Origin of the sequence: Nocardia carnea (genome assembly GCF_029868325.1) — a bacterium.
In the GTDB taxonomy this organism is placed as follows: domain Bacteria; phylum Actinomycetota; class Actinomycetes; order Mycobacteriales; family Mycobacteriaceae; genus Nocardia; species Nocardia carnea_C.
Map to the genome: position 1 here is coordinate 1 of NZ_JARWNW010000198.1, position 15,330 is coordinate 15,330.

Sequence of the window (15,330 nt, forward strand, 5' to 3'; positions counted from 1 at the left end):
GTCTTACGAGGCCCTGAAAGGTTTTGGCCCGTCCCTGCTTTCCGCCCCGCGAGACAATGCGGCGCAGCCGCGAGTATCGCGGGGCGGAAAGCAGGGACCAAGGGGGGCCAAAACCCGCGCCGACGGAGTCGGCGCCAACTACACAGCGCGCAGGTGGTCGCGGCTGGCGTAGATGTGTTCGGCGACGAGGGTGGCCATCCGTTCGGGGTCTTCCAGCATGGGTACATGCCCCGCTCGGTTCAGCATGATCCGGTCCGCCGATTCCGGCAGTTCACGCAGGAACCGCCGGCCGTGCGCCGCTGCCGGTAGGACGCGGTCGGAGTCGGCCAGGATCACCCGGACCGGGGTGGTCAGGCCGGACATATTCGCCAGGGACGGTCCTCGTAGGGTGCCTGCGGTCAGCGCGGGCAGTGCGGGGCAGTGCAGTGCGGCCAGGATCACGGCCGAGATATCTGTCCGGGAGACCGCACGGGTGTTCTTGGTGAGCAGGTGGGCCATCGCCCAGCGCAGGATCCGGTTGTCGACCGGGGAACGGCCCAGCCGCCGCAGGATTTCGGTGAGCGGGATCATCGGCGCGATCGTGGCGGCAGCGCGGAGCTGCGTCGCCGACGGGGTTTTCCAGCCACCGGCCGGAGCGATGGCGGTGAGTGTGCGGGCCCGGCCGCGGCGGGCCAGTTCGAACCCGACCCAGCCGCCCAGCGAGTTGCCGGCGATATGGCAGGTGCGCCAGCCGAGGTCGTCCAGTTGCGCCTCGACCCGGTCGGCCAGGGTGGCGGCGGAGTAGCGGCCGTCCGGGAACTCCGGCCCGCCCCAATGCCCGCCCAGCGCCGGCGCGAAGACTTCGCACCGGGCGGCCAGCAGGATGGCGGTCTGTTCCCAGCAGTGCGGTGAGAGCAGAACACCGTGCAGCAGAAGTAGCGGTTCGCCGGAGCCCAGATGCAGGGCGGGGACCGCCTCGGGTGCTGTGGTTGCGGAGGTGCCTGACATCGATGTCGTCACCCCTTCCTGGCAAGTAGCGGTGACCTGTCATTCTACGGTCGATCAGGGCGGAGCCGCCGTTATACAGGGCGTGCTTCCGCTGAACCCGGTCGGTAGCCTTGCTGAACCCGGTCAGTAGCCTTTCGGGGCGGCGGCCGGGTTGGTCTGCTGGACGGCGGACTGCAGATTGCTGCCGTCCTTGGCGACGTCGTATCGATCCATGACGTAGTTCATACTGGCCGCGACATTGGCAACAGGATCGTAGATATTGTTGGACGTTCCGGCTACATGATATGCCTCGAATGTGCCCGGAATCGTCTGGGTGAGGCCGCGTGAATGCTGTCCGGAGGCGGCATTCGAATCCCAATTGTTGATGGCATTGGGGTCGCCACCGGACTCTCGTTCGATCAGTACGAGATATCCACGTGTCCAGTTCTCCCGCGCCTCCGGGTCGTGAATACCCAGTGCGTCCAGCGCGCCGTCGATGGCGGCCTTTACATCTTTGTTTCCGGTATAGGCGGCGTAGTCGGCGTCGGTTGCGGCGGCCACGTACTCCACATCGTCGTCGTTGGCCGCCGTCGTGGCGGGCGAGTTCGGAGCGACGGAAGGCAAGTACGGACCCGACGCCGTGGGGCTCACACTGCGGGGATGTGTCGGGTCGTCGAGTTCGATACCGAGCGCTTCGGCCGCAGCACGGTCGGAGACGCCGCTCACCTCTTCATACGTTGTGTTCACGGTGTCCCAGAGCCCCGCGAAGAGCTCATTGACGTTATGCGTCGGCAGTACCTGCCGCGAAACCTGGCGCGGATTCTCGCCGTTTTCGTCGGTTACGGTGCGCTTTTCGGTGTATTCCGCGGTGTGGGCGGCATCGATCTTGTCGTTGAGCTGGTCGACCGAGGTTTCGATGGCATCGTAGGCGTCTGTAACGGCCTTGCCGATTCCGGCGGTCCGCATGGGGATACCGTCTTTGTCCTGCAGATCGTATTCCGACTTGACCCGGTTCACCTCGTCCCGGTGCTCGCTGTAGCTTTCGAGCATTGCCGCCTGGCCGTCCGGATCGTCGATTCCCTCATTGCGCAGGAGCTGCCACATATCGGGTGCCTGAGAGGGAGTGCCCTCGCCGAGTAACCGGATCTGTTCTTGAATAACTCCCTCGGCGGTCACGAACAGCGCCTTCAAACCCTCCGGGGCAGAAGCAGGCAGGTCGTGCAGATCGCCCATCTTCTTGGTGCTGGGAGGACTCATCGGCAGTTCGCATTCGCCCGGAGAGATAAGGTCAGCACACAACGATTATCGGATCTCCCCGGGCATGGGAACCTTTGATGCGGGCAGGGCCGGGCCGGGCGTCGGCGGGGCGTCGTATCGTGCCCTTGTACTGTCGACCCGTGCCTTACATCCTTTCGACCGTCAATGTCAATGGCGTTCGGGCCGCCGCTGGGAAGGGTCTGCTGGCCTGGTTGAGCCGGACCGAGGCCGATATCGTCTGCCTGCAGGAGACGCGCGCCGACGACACCCAGATCGCGGCCGCGCTCGCCCCGGCGCTGGCCGAAGGCTGGCAGCTTGCGCACGCCGAGCCCGGCGTCAAGGGCCGGGCGGGGGTGGGTGTGCTGTCGCGGCGGCCGATGCGGTCGGTGCGGGTCGGGATCGAACCGGACAGCGAATTCGTGTCCGCCGGACGGTATATCGAGGCGGAGTTCGACGATGTGACCGTGGCCAGCGTGTATGTGCACACCGGCGAGGCCGAAACGCCCCGGCAGGACGAGAAATACCGGTTCCTCGACGAACTCGCCGCCCGGATGTCCACGCGCCCGGGGGCGTTCGTGATCGCCGGCGACTGGAATATCGCGCATACCGAGCGGGACCTGAAGAACTGGAAGGGCAACCTGAAGAAATCCGGTTTCCTGCCCGCCGAACGGGCCTGGCTCGACCGGCAATTGGCCGCCGGGTACGTGGATGTGGTGCGAAAGCTTCACCCGGAGGGTGATGGCCCGTTCAGCTGGTGGTCGTATCGTGGGCGCGCGTTCGACAACGACACGGGGTGGCGCATCGATTACCAGCTGGCGACGCCGGAGGCGGCCGAGCGGGCGAAACAGGCCGTGGTCGAACGTGCCGCGACCTACGCCGAACGGTGGTCGGACCATGCACCGGTGACCGTGCAGTATCGATGAAGGGGAGTTCTGTGCGTGCGAAAGTTGTGAAGATTCTGTCCGCGGTGGGTGCAGCGGTGGTGGCGATCGTCGTTGCCCTGCTCACCCAGACCGGTGACGAGTCGGCGTCGCACACCGCGGCCACACTGTCGTCCGGTACCACGTCGACGGTGAGCGGCCAGCCCACGCCGGGCAAGGCCGCTCCCGCCGATTCCCCGGCGGTTTCGCGGGTGGCGGGGGTGCCCGAACGGGCATACGAAACCCTGGAGGAGATCGATGCGGGCCGCTGGCCGGATTCGGCGAACGCCCCCGGCACGAAAGGCGGGATCACCTTCCAGAACCGGGAAGGGCGGCTGCCGGCGACCGATGATTCCGGCAAACGCGTGAAATACCAGGAATGGGATGTGAACCCGAAGAAGCCCGGGCAGTCCCGTGATGCCGAACGGATCGTCACCGGTAGCGACGACTCGGCCTGGTACACCGGCGACCACTACGACACCTTCACAAGGATGCGCTGATGCCCGAACCTCTCGCGCTCGCGGATTTCCTGGATTTCTCCTACGACGCCGAACTCCGCCCCACCGCCGGCGGCATGACCGCCCTGGGGGCGATGCGGGTGGACGCGGCCGAGTTCAGCGGTATCCGCTACCGCGCCCCGGAGGGTTTCCGGGTGCGCGAACTGCGCGGCAGCCGGATGCGCACTGTGCCGGCGCTCTACGACGAGTTCGCCGCCGCCCTGCAGTTCCCGTACTACTTCCGGCCGAACAAGGATTCGTTCGACGAATGCCTGCTGGATATCGACGACACCGTCGGCGAGGCCAAGGGCTATGTACTCGCGATCCGCGACGCCGGCCAACTCCTCGCGGACGCTCCCGACGAGCGGGAGTGGTTTGCCTCGGTCGTCGAGGACTGCGCGGATTTCTGGCCGTCGCGCGAGGTGGTCTTCCGGGTGATCTTGCAGGGCGACACACAGGGACTGACGTCCGTCCCGATCCGTTTCTGAGCCCAGCAGGCGGGCTCGCCGCCTGTGGTCCGGTCCGGTGAAGTTCACAGTGGACAGCGGCATCGAGGGCGATATCGAGTGTGGCCCGGCCTGGGCTGACGCCATGGAGGGCCGTTATCGATCAGGTCGGACCGTTGCGGCGGGCGAAGTCTTCGCCGAGGAGGACGAAGACGTCGGTGGTGTAGTCGATGAGGGTGTCGCGGCTGATCGCGAGATCGCCGCGGACCCAGCTGGTGAGGGTTTGGACGAGGCCGCCCACCAGGTACGTGGCGCGGAAATCGATCACCGGGTCCGGGGCGGGGTCCGTGACGCCGTAGAACTCGACACCTTCGCTGGCCACCAGCCGGGCGAAGACGCGGATGGTTTCGGTGGTGCGGGCGCGTAGCTGCGGGGTGGCCATGGCGGCGACCATGGTGACCTCGGTTTTGCGGGGGTCGTCGGTGAGCAGGTGGATACCGGCGGTGATCGCGGCGTGGGCAATGGCTCGGGAATCGCCGGTTGCGCTGTGCGCGGCGGCCACGATGGCCAGGACCAGTTCTTCGGCGATTCGGTCCACCAGGGCGGTGAGCACGTCGTCGCGGCTGCCGAAACTCTCGTAGTAGTAGCGCTCGTTCAGGCCGGCCTGCGTGCACATCCCCGAGACGGTCAGCTTGTCCAGGCCCTGGGTACCGATGATCTCCAGCGCCGCGTCCAGAAGCGCGGACCGTCGCTGGGCCCGCCGTTCCTCCGCGGACAAACCGCCATAGGTGCGCTGCGCTGCCATCCCTAGATGATGGCGGGTGGACGGCCGGCGGGTGTGGGCGGGGCGATTTGGTGGTGGGTCTTGCCAGAAGTCCTGAACTGGTGGATGCTATTGCCAGATGCGCGGGTGCGCGGTGCTCGGAGTGGAGCTGGACCGGGAGGCTGAGATGGCCATGGACACGGGGTACTTTGCCGACGATTCGATGATCCGGCGGGTTATGCGTAAACGGGCCGTGGGCCTGACCTACGGGCTGCGGGCGCTGGTGATCGGTGCGGTCCACCCGCTGCTCTATGTGGGGACGGCCGAATCCACCGAGCACCGCGATACGCCCTACACCCGGCTGGCGCTCACCGGGAAGCTGTTCGAAGCGGTGTTCTTCGGGACCAGGGAAGAAGCCGATCGGGCGCTCGAGTTCACCGGGAAGAAGCACCAGAAAGTGGTGGGGCGGATACCGGAGGATGCGGGCGCACATCATCCGGCGGGGACGGCGTACTCCGCCTACGACCCGCAGCTGAGCTTCATGACCATGGCGTTCACCTTCGAATCCGCGGAGGTCATGTACGACCTGCTGGTCAAACGGCTCACCGATGGCGAGCGCGAGGGTTTGTACCAGGACTATGTGCGGTGGGGGGAGCTGTTCGGGATGCCGCGTGAGGCCGCCCCGGCCGACTACCGGGCCTTCCGTGCGTACTTCGACGGTTACCTCGCCTCCGACGAGCTGTTCCTCACCGACGAGGCGCGCAAGGTCGGCAACTATCTGTGCGGGCATGTGGTGCCCTACCCGCAGCCGCTGCCGGCGCGGCAGGTGAGTTCGGCGTACTACCTACTGGTGCAGGGCAGCCTGCCGGAGCGGATCCGGCAGATGTACGGGATCGAGTGGAAACGCACCGACGAGCTCGCCTACCGAGGCTTGGCGCAGTCGGTGCGCAATGCGCACAGTGTGCCGTCGGTGCTGGTGCCACGCCCGGTGAAGACTGCGCTGAACGGGCCGAGCGCACCGGTGTACCGGCTGATCACCAAGCAGGAACAGGAGCTGGCCCGGGCCGGAAAGCGCAGCATGCCGGGGATCGACCCCCGCAAGTGGGCAGAGCGAAATTCCGCTTGAGCGGCATGCGAAGATCGGGGCATGTCCAGTCCTGCCCAGACCCCGGCCGCCGGGGAGCGTAAACAGCGAGTGCTCTCCGGCATCCAGCCGACCAGCGCCTCGTTCCATCTCGGGAACTATCTCGGTGCCCTGCAGTACTGGGTCACCCTGCAGGACGACTACGACGCGCTGTACTTCATCCCGGATATGCACGCCATCACGGTGTCGCAGGACCCGAAGGAACTCCGCAAACGCACCCGCATCGCGGCGGCGCAGCTGCTCGCCCTGGGGATCGACCCGGCGCGCGCCACGCTGTTCGTGCAGTCGCAGGTGCCCGAGCACGCGGAGCTGGCCTGGGTGCTGAGCTGTATCACCGGCTTCGGTGAGGCGAGCCGGATGACGCAGTTCAAGGACAAATCGGTGAAACAGGGGGCGGACAACACCACCGTCGGGCTGTTCACCTACCCGGTGCTGATGGCCGCGGATATCCTGCTCTATCGCCCGCATCAGGTTCCGGTGGGTGAGGATCAGCGCCAGCATCTGGAGCTCACCCGCAATCTCGCGCAGCGGTTCAACACCCGGTTCAAGAAGACCTTCGTGGTCCCGGAGCCCCATATCGTCAAGGGCACCGCCAAGATCTACGACCTGCAGGATCCCACCGCCAAGATGAGCAAATCGGCGAGTTCGGATGCCGGTCTGATCAATCTTCTCGACGACCCCAAGGTCTCGGCCAAGAAGGTGCGGTCCGCGGTTACCGATACCGAACGCGAAATCCGCTACGACGTGGAGAACAAGCCGGGCGTCAGCAACCTGCTGGTGATCCTCTCGGCGCTCACCGAGACGCCCATCGTGACCCTGGAGAAAGATTATGCGGGCCGCGGTTACGGTGATCTGAAAGCCGATGTCGCCGACGCACTGGTCGGATTTGCCACCCCTTTGCGGGCGAAAGTGGAAGAGTACATGGCGGATCAGGGCGAACTCGATCGCATTCTCGCCATCGGCGCCGAGCGTGCGCGCGAGATCGCCGGTAACACTCTCGCACAGGTCTACGACCGGGTCGGGTTCCTCGCCCGCTGATCGGTCGCGCGGCCCGTGCGCGTTGGCGGTGAGGGGCGCAGACAGTGCAGGTGATCGACAACGTCAAATCCGCGATCAGCCGGATGATCGGGCAGCGGCCCTGGCTGGACCATATGGTCCGCGCCTTCGGCAGATACCAGGACCAGCGCGGTGACTACTACGCGGCGGGGATCACGTATTTCACCGTGCTGTCACTGTTTCCGCTGCTGATGATCGCGTTCGCCATCGCCGGTTTCGTGCTCGCCGGAAACGACGAGCTGCTGCGGGAACTGCAGGACAAGGTCGTCGAGAACATCCCCGGCGAAATGGGCGGGCAGCTCAACGATCTGATCGATCAGGCGGTGGGTTCGCGCGGTGCGGTGGGTGTGCTCGGCCTGCTCACCGGGCTCTACTCGGGGCTGGGCTGGATGGCGAACCTGCGCAAGGCGCTGACCGAGCAGTGGGAACAGAAAACGAACGAGCAGAACTGGTTCCACACCAAACTCTCCGACCTGCTGGCCCTGCTGGGGCTGTTCCTGGCGTTGGCGCTGTCGCTCGGACTGTCGATTCTGGCGTCGAGCCGGCTCGGCGTGCAGCTGCTGGAACTCGTGGGGCTCGAGGAGATGCCGGGGTCGCGGTGGCTGTTGTGGCTGCTGTCGACGCTGCTCGCACTGGTCGCCTCGTGGGCGCTGTTCACCTGGATCATCGCAAGGTTGCCGCGGGAGCCGGTCACCGTGCGCAGCGCCGCGAAGGCCGCGGTTCTGGCGGCGCTCGGGTTCGAGGTGTTCAAGAACATCGCCGGGATCTACATGCGGTCGGTGCTGAGCAGTCCGGCGGGCGCGGCCTTCGGTTCGGTGATCGGCATCATGGTGTTCAGCTATGTGGTGTACCGGATCATCCTGTTCGCCACCGCGTGGGCGGCGACCGCGCGGGAGAACGAGCAGTTGGCCTCGGTTCCGGTTCCGGAGCCCGCGGTGATCCGGCCGCGGGTGCAGACCGCCGGACGGCCGGGCATGGGCGGGGCGGCGGCGCTGTTCGGCGCGGGCGCGCTCGCCACACTGGGGGTTGCCAGGCTGCGCCGGGGCCGAGCCCGGAATTCGGCGGAGTAGCAGCGGAACATCGAATTACTCACGGAAACAGGAGGTTTCACGACCGGGACACGACGTGCCGAGCGGTTTACGCCTTGTGGCAGCCCCGCCCGGCCGGTACGTCAGTGCCGCCGGGTCCGGACGTGCCAGGTGCCGACCAGCAGGATCGGGACCAGGATCAGGCCGGCGACCATGAGCAGCATCCACAGCTCGTCGTATTCCTCGTCCGCGGCGGGCTGCGCCGAATAGGCGATATCACCGTTATCGGGTGGAACAGCCAAACCCGGTGCCGCGGAGACAGTTTCGGCTTCGTCCCCAGGGATATCGCCGACCTTCGCGGCGGGATCCAGCGCGAAACCGTAGTCGAGCAGCCGGGCGGCCTGCTCCCACGGGCGGATCGGCAGCACATCGGCCTGCAGCAGCGTGACGACGAGACGGCGACCGTCACGTTCGGCCGCCGCGACGAAAGTCTGCCTGGCGTCGTCGGTGAAACCGGTCTTCCCGCCGAGCGCTCCGGGATAGTTGTAGAGCAGGCCGTTGTCGTTTGCGATCGGGAACCCGGGGTGGTCCTGATCGCCGGGGATCGCCGGGTTCGGTGGATAGCCGGGGAAATCGAGCTGCTCGGTGCCGACCATCTGCGCGAACAGCGGAATCGACATGGCTTCGCGGAACAGCAGCGATAGATCGTAGGCCGATGTGCTCATCCCCGGCCCGTCCAGTCCGGACGGGGTGGCGGCGCGAGTGTCGTAGGCGTGCAGGGCTTGTGCGAGATCGTTCATCTTCGCCACCGCGGCCTCGTCGCCACCGAGCTGGGCGGCGATCGCATGCGCGGCATCGTTGCCCGACGCCATCACCAGGCCGTGCAGCAGCTGACGGTTGGTATACCGGCCACCCGGCCCGATCCCGACCCGAGTGCCCTCCACATCGGCATCGGCCTGGGTGCCGACGACGACCTGGTCCAGGTCGAGCGTGCGCAGGGCGACGGTGGCCAGCAACACCTTGATGGTGCTGGCCGGGCGGTACCGGCCGTGCGGATCCTTGGTGGCCAGCACCGCCCCGGTATCCAGATCGGAGACCATCCACGCGGTCGCGGAGATATCCGCCGGCACCGCGGGCGCAGCCGCGGGCAGGACGACCCCGCATTCGCCGAGGCGTTTACCGCCGACCGGTGGGTCGGGGATCGGTAGTGCAGTGGGCGGGGCTTCCCCGGGCGCGGGCACCTCGGAGGAGTCGATGGCCGGTGGCGGCTGCGTCTTCTGCGGGCAGGTGTCGGTTACCGGGGTCGCGAACGGGGTGGTGGTGGGTGGCGGTGGCTGTGCTGCCGCGGGAGCGCCCACGATCAACGGTCCGGCCGCGAGCACCGCGGCGGTGAGCACCGAGCCGATACGGCGGGCGGTGCGCTGGTGGAGCTCGGTGGTGTACATCGGGGAAGAGCCTAGAAGGTTTTCCGGGCAGCGAGACATCGGCAAAGGACTCGCCCCGCATCGAACCGGAACGTGGCCGGTCACGACACCGGACACAACTCAGCCCAGGAGAACCGCGTAACCGGGTTTGATGATGTCGTCGATGATCCGCAGCCGCTCCGGGAACGGGATGAACGCCGACTTCATCGCATTGATGGTGAAACGTTCCAGATCGCTCCAGCCGTAGCCGAAGGTCTGGTGCAGTTTCAGCATCTCCCGGCTCATACTGGTATCGCTCATCAGCCGGTTGTCGGTGTTCACGGTGACCCGGAACCGCAGCCGAGCCAGCAGGTCGAACGGATGTTTGTCCAGCGAGGGCACCGCCCCGGTCTGCACATTCGACGAGGGACACAGTTCGAGCGGCACCCGGGTATCGCGCACGTATTGGGCGAGCCGCCCCAGCCGGGCGTCGGCGATCCCGCCGGTCACCTCGATATCGTCGACGATCCGCACACCGTGCCCCAGCCGGTCGCAACCGCAGAAGGCCAAGGCCTCGTGGATGGATGGCAGGCCGAACGCCTCACCCGCGTGAATGGTGAAGTGGGCGTTGTTCACCCGCATGTACTCGAAGGCATCCAGATGCCGGGTGGGCGGATACCCGGCCTCCGCGCCCGCGATATCGAAACCACACACACCGCGGTCCCGGAACCGGACCGCCAGTTCCGCGATCTCCCGCGACCGGGCGGCATGCCGCATGGCGGTCAGCAGGCAGCGCACCACGATGGTATGCCCGGCCGCCGCGGCCGCCGCCTCTCCGGCGGCGAACCCCGCCAGCACGTGTTCGACCACTTCGTCGAGGGTGAGGTCCTGTTCCAGATGCTGTTCCGGCGCGAACCGGACCTCCGCGTAGACCACGCCGTCGTCCGCCAGATCCTCGGCGCATTCCCGGGCCACCCGGTGCAGGCCCTCGGGGGTCTGCATCACCGCGACCGTATGGGTGAACGTCTCCAGATAGCGTTCCAGCGAACCGCTGTCGGCGGCCTCCCGGAACCACCGGGCCAAACCCGTGGCGTCGTCGGCGGGAAGGTCGTCGTAACCGCAGTCGCGGGCGAGTTCGAGCACCGTCGCGGGCCGCAGGCCGCCGTCGAGGTGATCGTGCAGGAGCGCCTTCGGCGCCCGGCGCAAGGTGGCGAGGTCCAGCGGCATGGGTCCGGTCATGTATCGACGGTATCGCCGATTTCCGGGGCGGGCAGCCGTACGCTCCGAATGATCCCACCTCTTCGGCTGCCGCTCACTCCGAGTTCCCCGGGTGGTCGGTCGGCCGTTGCGCGTGAGCAAGGCGATGAGTGGAACCAAACGCGGCAAGTCGCACAGGCTCCTCAGGCCGACCGGGCCCCATCCGCCGTTGCGGGGCGGACCTACATCCGGCACCGGTGGTGAGTAGGCCGCCGCAATCGCGGCCGAGACTGTCTGTCCGGGGCTGCACCCGACGCGGTCCCCTTCGGTCGACGACTGCAGTCTTTGCGGTTGAGTTCGGCGGAGCCGTTCGGCCACCGGGCCCGTGACCGCGTGGGTGACGGCCGGATCCCCGCGACCAACCCGGTAACCGGCGGCCGTTCAGGGGCCCAACCGTGGTGCCGCCCGAACCGAGCCCGAGCCGGACGTTCAGCGGATCGGTGCCGGCCCGCCTGTGATGCGCCCGGGCGCCGACCCGGGAGCTGATCGCAGACGTGTCTGGTCGGATCAGTGACCGGGCGCCGACGCCTGGGCCGGTCCGTGCCAGGTGTTCACCGCGCCCCGGCGCGGAGGCCGATTGCCGAGTGTGCTGTGACGACCTGCGTGAACACATTCTGTCCGCCTCAGTCGGGCGCTCCCCCCGGGCCGACACGGTCCAGGATCAGGGGGCTGCGGCTCGTGTGTTCCGGGGAGTGCGGGCTGATCGTGATCGCCTCGGCCAGCGCTTCGACAGCAGCGGGTAATACCTCAGGGGTGTCGGTGTGCAGGGTGAGCAGCGGTGAGCCGGCCGTCACCCGTTCTCCGACGGTTACGTGCAGGCGGACACCCGCGGCAGCTTGGACCGGGTCCCCCTGCCGGGCTCGTCCGGCACCCAGCCGCCAGGCGGCGACTCCGACAGCGCGCGCGTCCAAGGCGGTCAGCGTGCCGGTTGCGGGTGCGGACAGGGTCTCGGTGTGCTTCGCGACCGGCAACGGCGCCTCCGGGTCGCCGCCTTGGGCGCGGATCATGCTGCGCCAGTGGTCCATTGCACGGCCGTCGGCGAGTGCCTGCGCGGGATCGGTGTCCAGTCCGGCCAGCGTGACCATCTCGCCGGCCAGCGCCAGCGTCAGTTCGACCAGATCCGCCGGGCCGCCGCCGGCCAGCACCTCCACCGCCTCGGCGACCTCGAGCGCATTACCCGCGGTCCTGCCGAGCGGTGTATCCATGGCCGTCAGCAAGGCGACGGTGCGCACCCCGGCGTCGGCGCCCAGTTCGACCATCGTGGTGGCCAGTGTGTGCGCTTCGGCCCGGGTCGGCATGAAGGCGCCCGCGCCGACCTTCACATCGAGGACGAGGGCGGCGGTACCTTCGGCGATCTTCTTGCTCATGATCGAACTCGCGATCAGCGGGATCGATTCGACCGTGCCCGTCGTGTCGCGCAACGCGTAGAGGCGTTTATCCGCCGGTGCGAGATCGGCGCCGGCGGCGCAGACCACGGCTCCGGTGGCGGGGTCGGCGAGGATTTCGCGCATCCGGTCCGGGCCGATATCGGCGCGCCAGCCCGCGATGGATTCCAGCTTGTCCAAGGTCCCGCCGGTGTAGCCCAGCCCGCGACCCGATAGTTGCGGAACCGCCGCACCGCACGCCGCCACCAGCGGGGCCAGCGGCAGCGTGACCTTGTCACCGACGCCGCCGGTGGAGTGTTTGTCGACGGTGGGCCGGGGCAGATCGGTGAAATCCAGCCGGCGGCCCGAGTCGATCATCGCGCGGGTCCACCTCGCGGTCTCGCGGCGGTTCATTCCGCGCAGCACGATGGCCATCGCCAGCGCCGACATCTGTTCGTCGGCCATCGCGCCACGGGTGAAAGCGTCGATGGCCCAGTCGATCTGTGCGTCGGAGAGCTCGCCGCCGTCGCGTTTCGCCCGGATGACCGATATTGCGTCGTGTACCGTCACGCCCTCAGTTTCGCAGCGCTCCGGGCGGAAAGCAGGCGACCGGCCGCGTCGGACGCCGCCACGCCGTCCTCGACAGCCTGCGTGCGGGCGACCTCGGTGTGGTCTCGACGACCGTGGCGTCGCTAAACCGCCGGTGCAGTCCGGCGTCCCGCAGATCGATGGCTTGGCGATGACCGGCGAGTTGCGTCGGGAGCTGGTGGACATCAGGCCGGGGCACCGTCGGCGCGGCAGCAGACGTCCCTCCCGGCCGGCGCTTCGCCTGGCAAATACCGCTCAGCGCCAACGTCTCGACACGGCTTGATGGTGAGCGGCTCGTCGCCGGTGGCCAGGCGCCCAGGTGACTGCCGAAGGTGACCGCGCAACGCCTCGGCGCGCATCGTCATCGCCGGTGTTCTCGGTGACGCGGGCGGGCCGGGCGGAGATCTACTCCTGCAGAGCGCGCAGGGTTTCGAGGCGGTGCTGCACAGTCGGGCCGGTGGGCGCCACGATGATCTCGTCGGTGCCGGTTTCCTTCACCAGCGTGTCGAGGCGGTCCCGTACTTGTTCGCGGGTGCCGATGGCCTGATCCGCGTTGCGGTCGTCGACGAAGGCGTTCTCGGCATCCGACCACGGGTAGGCCTCGGCCTCTTCCAGCGTCGGGATGCGCTGCGGCAGCTGACCGGTGCGCATCCGCAGCTGCACCAGGCTCTGCGGCAGGGTCCGGCGGCGGGCTTCGGCTTCGGTATCGGCGACCACCGTCGCCACCGCCAGCATCGACCGCGGCTCGCTCAGCACCTCCGACGGACGGAATTCGCGCCGGTACAGCTCGAAAACCAGGGGAGTGGTGCGCCCGCCCGCGAAATGGTGGGCGAAGGCGAACGGCAGACCCATCATGGCGGCGAGCCGGGCACTGAAATCGCTGGAACCCAGCAACCACATCTCCGGCGGGTCGCCCTCGCCCGGAATCGCCCGGATCCGGTCGCCCTGACCGCCCCGTAGCGGCGGGATGGTGCCGAAATAGGCGAGTAGTTCCACCACCTGCTTGGGGAAATCTTCCACGGCCTCGGCGGTTGCGCCGCGCCGGATGGTCGCAGAAATCAGGGGATCCGTGCCCGCGGCCCGGCCCAGGCCGAGATCGATCCGGTCTCCGTGCAGCGCGACCAGGGTCCCGAACTGTTCCGCCACGACCAGCGCCGCGTGATTGGGCAGCATCACTCCACCGGAGCCGACCCGGATCCGCTCGGTAGCCGCGGCCACGGCGGCGATCAGCACGGGCGGCGCCGAACTCGCGATTCCCGGCATACCGTGGTGCTCGGCCACCCAGAACCGGCGGAATCCCAGCCGTTCGGCCTCGCGGGCGACGGTCAGCGTATCGGCCAGCGCCTGCCGATGTGATCCGTCGGCGGCGACGGCGGCCAGATCGAGCACGGAGAGGGGAACAGTCATACCGGGACCAACCCCCGGGGTCGCGCGGAGATTCCGGTCCGGCCGAATCGGTGACGCATCCCGCCCACCGGGCTTCGCGTCCGGCCGGCGCATGCCGGCGGCCCGGCAGCGCAGGCACTGCCGTACCCGGCGAATACCAGCAGTGCCGGTTCGAACCGCCGATCGGCGCCGAGGTGATCGTTCAGGTGCGACCGGCCGCGAGATCGTCCGGCCCGAAGGCATCGCGTAGCAAGTCTCCCAGGGGAACCGGGCCGGCCCGGTGATCGACCAGGAGTCCTTTACCACCGAACTCGTACAGCACCTGCCGGCAGCGACCGCAGGGAAGCAGGATCTCACCCCGCGAATCGCAGACCGATACCGCGATCAGGCGGGCCGCCGACCGCGTGCGCTGGTTGCCGACCAGAACACATTCCGCGCACAACCCGAGCCCGTAGGACACGTTCTCCACATTGCAGCCGACCGAGATCGTTTCCCCGTCCCACCCCGCCGCGCCCACCGGAAACCTGGAGTAGGGCGCATAGGCCCGCCCCATCGCCGCGTACGCCTCGGCCCGCAGCCCTGCCCAGTCGATATCCATACGTGCTCCCGCAGGTGTGTGGTCGAACGGTCGGCTTCCATGTCTACCGTGGCCGCCACCGCACCGGACAATCGTTCCGAGCTCACCGGGTCCGGTCAGCGGGGCCGCGCAGCGGATGCTGGACCGCCGGTCCGCAGTGATGGCGCGCCGCGGGGCCGCGCCGCCTCGGACGCGCCCACCGGTGCCGCCGCGCTCGGCTCGGCCGACCCGCAAACCCGACATGGCAGCGACGTCGTCGACTTCAGCGAGGTGCGTCAGGGCTGGGCTCCTCCGGACCGGACGCAACCACCGTCGGCGCCGAGCCCGGCGTGGCCCTGAAACGTTCCGCCCCACGAATGAACCCGACGCGACCAGCGGCGCCGCCGAGTCTTACGAGGCCCTGAAAGGTTTTGGCCCGTGCCCAGAATTAGATGGAGAATGAAAAAAGCGCGCCCCCCGCCCAAGCGCCGCGAGGCGAATCGCCGGTGACCACTGTTGTGAGAATGCGAATTCGCGGGGTACCACAGCGGTATGACCACACCACTGCTCACCGAAACATCCGGTATGCGCACCGGCGTGGTGACCGAGGGCATCACGGGAGCTGTCCCCATCGATCCCAACAGCGCTGTTCAGGCGCTGGGTGTACCGCTGGATCACGAACCCGGCACCGTGTTCACC

14 protein-coding genes are annotated in these 15,330 nt (G+C 67.8%); 6 read left to right on the plus strand and 8 right to left on the minus strand.

What is annotated here, in order from left to right; translation table 11 throughout:
* Positions 1–138 precede the first annotated feature (138 nt).
* Positions 139–987, minus strand: coding sequence for an alpha/beta fold hydrolase (locus tag QH196_RS16430; RefSeq protein WP_280416668.1), 849 nt, complete (start codon positions 985–987; stop codon positions 139–141).
* 123 nt (positions 988–1,110) lie between these two features.
* Positions 1,111–2,223, minus strand: a complete 1,113-nt coding sequence (locus QH196_RS16435) for a transglycosylase SLT domain-containing protein (RefSeq protein WP_280416669.1) — start codon at positions 2,221–2,223, stop codon at positions 1,111–1,113.
* Positions 2,224–2,363: 140 nt separating this feature from the next.
* On the opposite strand from QH196_RS16435, the gene QH196_RS16440 reads away from it, so the two are divergent.
* The 3 genes from QH196_RS16440 to QH196_RS16450 are packed head-to-tail and all read left to right on the plus strand — an operon-like array spanning position 2,364 to position 4,128.
* Positions 2,364–3,146 carry an exodeoxyribonuclease III gene (locus tag QH196_RS16440; protein WP_280416670.1) on the plus strand — a complete coding sequence of 261 codons (783 nt, stop codon included), beginning with the start codon at positions 2,364–2,366 and terminating at the stop codon, positions 3,144–3,146.
* 11 nt (positions 3,147–3,157) lie between these two features.
* A complete protein-coding gene (locus QH196_RS16445) occupies positions 3,158–3,643 on the plus strand; it encodes a ribonuclease domain-containing protein (protein WP_280416671.1) in 486 nt (161 codons plus the stop codon).
* Positions 3,643–4,128: a barstar family protein gene (locus tag QH196_RS16450; RefSeq protein WP_280416672.1), complete on the plus strand. Its 486-nt coding sequence runs from the start codon at positions 3,643–3,645 to the stop codon at positions 4,126–4,128. The genes QH196_RS16445 and QH196_RS16450 overlap by 1 nt, the downstream gene beginning before the upstream one ends.
* Positions 4,129–4,249: 121 nt before the next feature.
* On the opposite strand, the gene QH196_RS16455 is transcribed toward QH196_RS16450, so the two are convergent.
* The gene (locus QH196_RS16455) at positions 4,250–4,891 is read right to left on the minus strand and encodes a TetR/AcrR family transcriptional regulator (RefSeq protein ID WP_280416673.1); all 642 of its coding nucleotides are present in this window, start codon (positions 4,889–4,891) and stop codon (positions 4,250–4,252) included.
* 145 nt (positions 4,892–5,036) lie between these two features.
* Here QH196_RS16455 and QH196_RS16460 point away from each other — a divergent pair, with 145 nt between their 5' ends.
* Genes QH196_RS16460 through yhjD form a run of 3 tightly spaced genes read left to right on the plus strand, consistent with a single transcriptional unit; the run spans position 5,037 to position 8,119 of the window.
* On the plus strand, positions 5,037–5,975 hold the full coding sequence (locus tag QH196_RS16460) for an oxygenase MpaB family protein (protein ID WP_280416674.1): 939 nt from the start codon (positions 5,037–5,039) through the stop codon (positions 5,973–5,975).
* Between the two features lie 21 nt (positions 5,976–5,996).
* Complete coding sequence (trpS, locus tag QH196_RS16465; RefSeq protein WP_280416675.1) at positions 5,997–7,031, plus strand: tryptophan--tRNA ligase; 1,035 nt, start codon at positions 5,997–5,999, stop codon at positions 7,029–7,031.
* Positions 7,032–7,075: 44 nt separating this feature from the next.
* Positions 7,076–8,119: an inner membrane protein YhjD gene (yhjD, locus tag QH196_RS16470; RefSeq protein ID WP_280416676.1), complete on the plus strand. Its 1,044-nt coding sequence runs from the start codon at positions 7,076–7,078 to the stop codon at positions 8,117–8,119.
* 101 nt (positions 8,120–8,220) lie between these two features.
* Here the strand turns inward: yhjD and QH196_RS16475 are convergent, their stop codons facing one another.
* The 5 genes from QH196_RS16475 to QH196_RS16495 form a co-directional block, all read right to left on the minus strand.
* Complete coding sequence (locus QH196_RS16475; protein WP_280416677.1) at positions 8,221–9,522, minus strand: D-alanyl-D-alanine carboxypeptidase family protein; 1,302 nt, start codon at positions 9,520–9,522, stop codon at positions 8,221–8,223.
* Between the two features lie 99 nt (positions 9,523–9,621).
* Positions 9,622–10,719, minus strand: coding sequence for an adenosine deaminase (locus tag QH196_RS16480; RefSeq protein ID WP_280416678.1), 1,098 nt, complete (start codon positions 10,717–10,719; stop codon positions 9,622–9,624).
* A gap of 641 nt (positions 10,720–11,360) precedes the next feature.
* Positions 11,361–12,671, minus strand: a complete 1,311-nt coding sequence (locus tag QH196_RS16485) for a thymidine phosphorylase (RefSeq protein WP_280416679.1) — start codon at positions 12,669–12,671, stop codon at positions 11,361–11,363.
* A 423-nt stretch (positions 12,672–13,094) separates the two neighbouring features.
* Positions 13,095–14,096 (minus strand): LLM class flavin-dependent oxidoreductase, encoded by a 1,002-nt coding sequence (locus QH196_RS16490; protein ID WP_280416680.1) that lies wholly within the window; start codon positions 14,094–14,096, stop codon positions 13,095–13,097.
* 181 nt (positions 14,097–14,277) lie between these two features.
* Positions 14,278–14,673, minus strand: a complete 396-nt coding sequence (locus QH196_RS16495; RefSeq protein WP_280416681.1) for a cytidine deaminase — start codon at positions 14,671–14,673, stop codon at positions 14,278–14,280.
* Positions 14,674–15,330: the final 657 nt, after the last annotated feature.

Bases quoted from the DNA above. Each gene is read 5' to 3' on its own strand.
- QH196_RS16430 (WP_280416668.1), bottom strand. From the start codon at position 987: ATGTCAGGCACCTCCGCAACCACAGCACCCGAGGCGGTCCCCGCCCTG.
- QH196_RS16435 (WP_280416669.1), bottom strand. From the start codon at position 2,223: ATGAGTCCTCCCAGCACCAAGAAGATGGGCGATCTGCACGACCTGCCT.
- QH196_RS16450 (WP_280416672.1), top strand. From the start codon at position 3,643: ATGCCCGAACCTCTCGCGCTCGCGGATTTCCTGGATTTCTCCTACGAC.
- QH196_RS16455 (WP_280416673.1), bottom strand. From the start codon at position 4,891: ATGGCAGCGCAGCGCACCTATGGCGGTTTGTCCGCGGAGGAACGGCGG.
- QH196_RS16460 (WP_280416674.1), top strand. From the start codon at position 5,037: ATGGCCATGGACACGGGGTACTTTGCCGACGATTCGATGATCCGGCGG.
- trpS (WP_280416675.1), top strand. From the start codon at position 5,997: ATGTCCAGTCCTGCCCAGACCCCGGCCGCCGGGGAGCGTAAACAGCGA.
- QH196_RS16475 (WP_280416677.1), bottom strand. From the start codon at position 9,522: ATGTACACCACCGAGCTCCACCAGCGCACCGCCCGCCGTATCGGCTCG.
- QH196_RS16480 (WP_280416678.1), bottom strand. From the start codon at position 10,719: ATGACCGGACCCATGCCGCTGGACCTCGCCACCTTGCGCCGGGCGCCG.
- QH196_RS16490 (WP_280416680.1), bottom strand. From the start codon at position 14,096: ATGACTGTTCCCCTCTCCGTGCTCGATCTGGCCGCCGTCGCCGCCGAC.
- QH196_RS16495 (WP_280416681.1), bottom strand. From the start codon at position 14,673: ATGGATATCGACTGGGCAGGGCTGCGGGCCGAGGCGTACGCGGCGATG.